This is a genomic window from Protofrankia symbiont of Coriaria ruscifolia (genome assembly GCF_900634745.1).
Classification (GTDB): Bacteria; Actinomycetota; Actinomycetes; order Frankiales; family Frankiaceae; genus Protofrankia; species Protofrankia californiensis.
This window is the reverse complement of the sequence record NZ_CAAAFR010000149.1, coordinates 21,787-28,139: the sequence shown is the minus strand read 5'-3', so window position 1 is coordinate 28,139 and position 6,353 is coordinate 21,787. Positions and strand designations below refer to the sequence as shown.

The following is a 6,353-nucleotide window of genomic DNA, read 5'->3' as shown; positions in this document are numbered from 1 at the left end:
GCATCGCGCCGCTGTCGTACCAGACGTCGATCACGTCGGGGACGCGGCGCGCCACCGCCGAGCAGGTCAGGCAGGCGATCGTGACCTCGTCGACGAACGGCCGGTGGGGGTCGAGCGCGGACAGGTCACGCCCGGCCAGGGAGGACAGCTCCAGCAGTGACCCGACGCAGGTCAGATGGGTCGGGTCGGCGGTGCAGCGCCAGATGGGCAGCGGCGTGCCCCAGTAGCGGTTGCGTGACAGCGCCCAATCGACATTGCCTCGTAGCCACTCTCCGTAACGACCGTTCTTGATCCGTTTCGGGTGCCAGTCGGTGCGCTCGTTCTCCTCCAGCAGCCGGCCGGCGATCGCGGTCGTCCGGATGTACCAGGACGGCAGCGGATAGTAGATCAGCGGTGTGTGGCAGCGCCAGCAGTGCGGGTAGCTGTGGGCGTAGTCCTCGGCCCGCCACAGCACCCCGCGGGAGCGCAGGTCGTCGATGAGGGCCGCGTTGGCGTCCTTGAAGAAGACCCCGCCGACCAGCGGGAGATCGGCGGTGAACCGGCCGTCGCGGCCCACCGGGTTGACCACGGGCAGCCCGTACACGCGGGCGACGGCGAGGTCCTCGGCGCCGAAGGCTGGGGACTGGTGGACCAGGCCGGTGCCGTCGGTTGTGGTGACATAGTCGGCAAGGACCACCGAGTGCGCGACCGTTGCCGTTGCCGTTGCCGTTGCCGTTGCCGTTGCCGTGGTTGCGGTTGTTGCCGTGGCCGGGCGGGCAGCTGCGGCCGGGCCGGTGGCCGGGGTGGCGAAGTCCTCCGCCGGCAGCAGCTCGAACGGGCGGGCGTAGGTCACGCCCGCCAGTTGCGAACCTCGCATCGTCTGGACGACCTCGGCGTCCGGCCCCACCGCGGAGGCGAGCAGCGGCTCGGCCACCAGCACCAACTCGCCCTCGCGCCCCCCACCGGCCGTCCGGGCGACCGCGTAGGTGACGTCGGGATGCACCGCGACCGCGGTGTTGGACACCAGCGTCCACGGGGTGGTCGTCCAGACCAGCAGGTTCACGCCCGCCTCGGCAAGCGGACCGGAGGTCACCGGGAACCGGACGTACACCGACGGATCGACCACGTCCGCGTATCCCTGAGAGACCTCGTGGTCGGACAGGGGTGTTTCGTCACGCGGGCAGTATGGGGTGACCCGGTGGTCCTCGACGAGCAGCCCCTTGTCGAAGATCTGCTTGAGGGACCACCAGACGCTCTCGATGTAGGGGGTGTCCATGGTGCGGTAGGCGTTGTCCAGGTCGCACCAGTAGCCCATGCGCTCGGTCATCCGGGAGAAGTCGGCGACGTGACGCAGCACCGACTCGCGGCAGCGGGCATTGAACTCGGCGATGCCGAAGTCCTCGATGTCGCTCTTGCTGGTGAAACCCAGTTCCTTTTCTACGGCGAGCTCGACGGGCAGGCCGTGGCAGTCCCAGCCGGCGCGGCGCGGGACATGAAAGCCCCGCATCGTGCGGAAGCGGGGGAAGAGGTCCTTGAAGACGCGCGCCTCGACGTGATGGGCGCCCGGCCTGCCGTTGGCGGTCGGGGGACCCTCGTAGAAGACCCACCGCGGCCCGTTCGCGGTCGCGTCCAGGGAACGCTGGAAGACCTTCAGATCCTTCCAGCGCGCGAGCATCTCGCGTTCGGCAGCGGGCAGATCGACCTGGGTCGGCAGCGGTGGGAACACCGGTGCAGACTGAGCCTGCCGGGCGGGCTGAGCTGGCTGGGCGGGCTGAGCTGGCTGAGCCGGGTGGGCGGACTGGGTCGGCTGGGTCGGCATGGCAGGTCTCCGTCGGGTTCGAGCTCCAACGGAGGGACGACACCCCGCGGTACCCGGCGTTCACCGGGGCGCGGTGGTACCGCGGTACCACCCTCCTTGCCTCCCAGGACGCCGGTGTGCGGCGGCCTGGGCGACCACTCTTCGCCTGCGGTACCGGATCTACTGGGGGCGCACCGGCCCTGTTCTCCCGGCGGCTCGGGGGTGATCTTCACAGCGCGCTGGCCGCCGGGCTTGCACCGTCCCCGGCTCGCTGGACGCCGTCTCAACCGGTCGTCCCTGGCTGCGCCCGCCGCTACTCGTCCCGTCAACGCCGTCCGCTGTAACAAGCGTAATGGATGAGGCGGAGCATCCGGCGGGCCCCTGCCGGGCCGGTTCAGGATCTGCCGGCGCCCATCGGACGATCTTGGTGCTCGACGTCGTCCGGCACGGGACGGCTGCGGCGGACCGTGCCCCGCGCCGGCGGCGTCCCGGCAGCGGCACGCCGACGGCTCACCGGGCGTCGCCGCGGTCGGCGGCGTGCCGCGGGCACGGGCACGGTTTCGGAGCCGCCCCGCAGCATCCGGACCGGCCAGTGGACAGCGCGGACAATACCGGTGCAGCGCCGCAGCGACAGTCCCAGCGCGCGGGTGCCGAACGGTCCGAGGTAACGGTCGACCTTGTGGACGCGGGTGTGGCAGCGGTGACAGATGGGGACCAGGTCGCGGTCGGACTCGTTACCCGAACCGGCCCGGAAGTAGTCGACATGATGCACGTGGTAACCGACGCCCGAGGGTCCGTCCCGCCACGGCTTCCCACAGATGTGGCACGGACGCTTGCCGGTCTCGGCGAGCCATCGCCTCCGCCGGGCCTTCCACTCGTGGCCGCCCACGTAGTCGCCGTGTCTGCGGTAGCCGTTCAGCCTGCGGGTGAGGTAGAACCGTCCCCGCTCGATCCGCCGGTCCACATGCCCGGCGAGGCCGAGCGCCACGCCGACGGCCGGGACCACCCCGACCCAGCCCAGCAGTTGCCCGGACGCCAGGTGCCGCCACAGGTCCGCCGCGGCTGCGACGGCACCCCACAGGACGCCCGGAATATCCGCCACGATGCTCAACCCGATCCCCCTTTGTCCCCAACCGTGGCAGCGATTATGTCCTGGAGCAGAGAGCCGGAGGCTGCGCGATCATGCTCTTTCCGCGCAGCCGGAGGCCTGGCTCCCCGGGCCAGTGGGTGGAAACCGCTGCGATGGCGATGGTTTCCACCCACGCCTTCCGAGTGCAGGGCGTGGTCGAGGATTCTGGTGAGGGCCGGGTCGCAGCGGTATGCCCTCGGTAAAGATCGAGACGTGTACGCTGTCGCCTCCGCTCGCCAACCCCAGCCCGATCATGAGGGCATGGCAACAACCTTGCCGTCAGCCATCTTTGCGGGAACGGCCGTCTTGTTAACTTCGGCCCGACCGTGAGGGTGTGGAAACCAAGAGTGAAATCCGCCTTGTCGTGAAGGTCTTCTGACGGGGCGGGGATGGCCGTTGGCGGGTCGGGCATGACTTCCGGCAGGCGGAGCGTGGCCGGGGGCCGACGGTCGTGGTGTGTTCTGGCCGTAGAGTGTGTCGGGTGTGGGAGACGTCGTCCACGGGCGGGACCGGTGGGGATGTGACTGCCGGGGCGGAAAGCGGGGGACCCGTCCCGGGCCTGGATGATCCGGGTGCTCCGGACCCCGATGCTTCGCCGGCCCACGAGGGGAACCGCATCAACAGGAGCCGCACCAACAGAGGTGAACCACAGCCGGTGCGTCGATCGCCACGTGCGGTGGCCACGCTGGCCGGTGCCGGCCTTGCGGTCGTCACCATCGATGTGGTCACGAAGATCGTCGCTGTGGCGCATCTGTCGAACCGGGCCCCGGTCGACCTGGTTCCCGGCCTGCTCGACCTTCGGCTGACCCGCAACCCGGGGGCCGCATTCAGCCTTGCCGGCGGTGCGACCGTGCTGTTCAGCATCGTCGCCCTGGTGGTTGTCGTGGTCATCGCGCGAACCGCCCGGACGTTGAAGTCGCTGCCGTGGGCGGTTGTGCTCGGGCTGCTGCTCGGTGGAGCCCTGGGCAACCTCACCGATCGGATCTTCCGCGCGCCGGCTCCGCTGCGCGGGCACGTGGTGGACTGGATCCACCTGCACCACTGGCCGGTCTTCAACATCGCGGACTCGGCAATCGTGATCGGCGGGGTTCTCGCGGTCATCCTGGGAGCCCGCGGTGTCGGTCTGGACGGGCAGCGGGACGACCTGGACGGGCCGGAGGGTTCCGAGGGGCGGCGGGGTCCCGACGGGCAGCAGGCGGCGGGTGCCGGCGACCGTGACAGGTAGTAGTGGGACCGGCAAGGTGACCAGAATAGGGGACAGGCGTGCTCTCGTGGTCCCCGATGGGCTCGACGGCCTGCGCCTGGACGCGGTGATCGCGCGGATGTTCGGGTTGTCCCGGACGGCCGCGGCCCAGCTTGTCGACGCTGGCCATGCCAGCGTGGACGGAACCGTACGCGGTCGGTCCGACCGGGTCAGTGGCGGGGTGTGGCTCGACGTCGAACTGCCGCCACCGCCGAATCCGGTGCGGGTGGAGGCTGATCCGGTACCCGGCCTGCAGGTGATCCACGACGATGACGACATCGTGGTCGTGAGCAAGCCGGTCGGGGTGGCCGCGCACCCCGCGCCCGGCTTCACCGGTCCGACCGTGATCGGCGGGCTTGCCGCCGCGGGTTACCGTGTCGCGACCAGCGGTGCCGCGGAACGCCAGGGTGTCGTCCACCGCCTCGACGTCGGTACGACGGGCATCATGGTTGTCGCGAAAAGTGAGCACGCCTACACCGTGTTGAAGCGGGCTTTTCGGGACCGTGAGGTCGAAAAGATCTACCGTGCTCTGGTGCAGGGGCATCCTGATCCGTCCAGCGGCACGGTGGACGCGCCGATCGATCGTCATCCGCGCAAGTCCGGCCTGTTCGCCGTGGTCGCGGACGGAAAACCCAGCATCACGCACTATGACACCGAAGAGGCGTTCCGGGCCGCGTCGTTGCTGTCGGTACGGCTGGAGACCGGGCGGACCCATCAGATCCGCGTGCACATGTCGGCGTTGCGGCATCCCTGCGTCGGTGATCTCGCCTACGGCGCTGATCCTGTCCTCGCCGGCAGGCTCGGGCTGACCCGGCAGTGGCTGCATGCCGCCCAACTGTCCTTCGCCCATCCCGGGGACGGCCGGTGGGTGACGTTCACCAGCCCTGATCCACCTGATCTGGCGGAGGCGGTGGCCGTTCTCCGGCGGCAGTCGTGACCGTTACCGGTCGCCCGGCGGTCACGTTCCAGGCCCTGAAGCGCCAGCGTGCCAAAATCCAGCTCGCCAAGGGCTGGATCGGGGCCAGAGGCCGGATCGGGGCCAGAGGCCGTACTGAGAAGCTCCGGACGGGACGGGCTGTCGCCGGGTTTGTGCGGGGTGTGCTCGTCACATTGGATCGCCTGGACGAACGTGGGCTGCCGGTCGCGGGTCGAGTACTGGACACACTCGCTGCTCGGGTTCTGGGCATTCGGACTACAGCCTTGAGCATGCGAGCCACGCTGGGCGCGCGGACGAGCGATACGGCCAGCGGTGGCAGTGGTTTCAGCGATGGGCTTGCCAGGTCGCACGGTGACGGGATGGTGCCGTACGGTGATAAGCGTGACCCGGTCGTGGAGACTACCGTGGCCCGCCGGGGCCTTGGCTGCTCCCTCGTCGTCGAACGGAGCATGCGGGTGATGGTGCTGGGTGCGGTCTCGGTGATCGGGGTGAGCGCGATCGCCGCACTGGCGCGAGGGCCGGCCGGCGGACGCGATCTCGGGCAGGTCGGTCGCACACAGCTGGCGTTGCCTGCCATGGGGGAGCATGCGGATCCGGCCGCCGGGCCGGCGAGCACGACGGCGGGCGCCGCTGCCGTTGATGCTGCCGCCGTCACCGCCGTCACCGCCGTTGCCCCGGCCGTGGTCTCCGGTCCGGTTGCCGTCCCTGTTCCGGTCGAGGAGATGCCCGCGGACGCTGTCCTGGTGGGCCCGCCACCGCAGGAGACGGTCGAGGGCTACCTGAAGGCGGCGAGGATGCGGCTGACCGCCTCGGCGCAGGCGTCCGAGCAGCCTGACACCTATGCGATCGTCGCTTTTCCGGGGTACCGGACGCCGGAACAGGCCTTCGGACTGCTCCAGGACCTGCGGACCGTGCGCGTGTTCTTCCGGGTTCCCCCCGATGGCACGGCGCTGTCCGCGGACGTCCGCGACCCGCTCGCCGACGTCCGGACCGCCTTCGCGCGCGCCGCCGACGTCGCTGCCGCGCGGGCCGCCGCCGCCGGTGCTGCCGGTGACGCGGGCGCCCGGGCGCTTGCCGCGGACGAGGCAGCGGCGCTGGGAGATTCCTGCGCCTGCCTGTACGGAGCGGTCGTGGTCGCTGCGGCGCGGCAACTTCTCACCCTCGCTGACACGGGGTCGGTTCGGTTGGTGGACGTCGCGCCACCGGGCGTGTCCGGTCCGTCGGCCGTGTTCGTGCCCCTGCGACCCGAACAGCGGTGAACGGCTCT

5 protein-coding genes are annotated in these 6,353 nt (G+C 70.3%); 3 read left to right on the top strand and 2 right to left on the bottom strand.

Annotated elements, in window-relative coordinates; translation table 11 throughout:
• Positions 1-1,654 (bottom strand): isoleucine--tRNA ligase (locus CV1CTNOD_RS16345; protein ID WP_347402947.1); only part of this gene is annotated, 1,654 nt, incomplete at its 3' end.
• A 517-nt stretch (positions 1,655-2,171) separates the two neighbouring features.
• Complete coding sequence (locus CV1CTNOD_RS16340; RefSeq protein ID WP_165485560.1) at positions 2,172-2,879, bottom strand: HNH endonuclease; 708 nt, start codon at positions 2,877-2,879, stop codon at positions 2,172-2,174.
• A 682-nt stretch (positions 2,880-3,561) separates the two neighbouring features.
• On the opposite strand from CV1CTNOD_RS16340, the gene CV1CTNOD_RS16335 reads away from it, so the two are divergent.
• From CV1CTNOD_RS16335 to CV1CTNOD_RS16325, 3 genes are all read left to right on the top strand, one after another.
• Positions 3,562-4,131 carry a signal peptidase II gene (locus CV1CTNOD_RS16335; protein WP_241251666.1) on the top strand — a complete coding sequence of 190 codons (570 nt, stop codon included), beginning with the start codon at positions 3,562-3,564 and terminating at the stop codon, positions 4,129-4,131.
• Between the two features lie 46 nt (positions 4,132-4,177).
• A complete protein-coding gene (locus CV1CTNOD_RS16330) occupies positions 4,178-5,086 on the top strand; it encodes an RluA family pseudouridine synthase (protein ID WP_242606755.1) in 909 nt (302 codons plus the stop codon).
• 263 nt (positions 5,087-5,349) lie between these two features.
• Positions 5,350-6,345, top strand: coding sequence for a hypothetical protein (locus CV1CTNOD_RS16325; RefSeq protein WP_131786917.1), 996 nt, complete (start codon positions 5,350-5,352; stop codon positions 6,343-6,345).
• Positions 6,346-6,353: the final 8 nt, after the last annotated feature.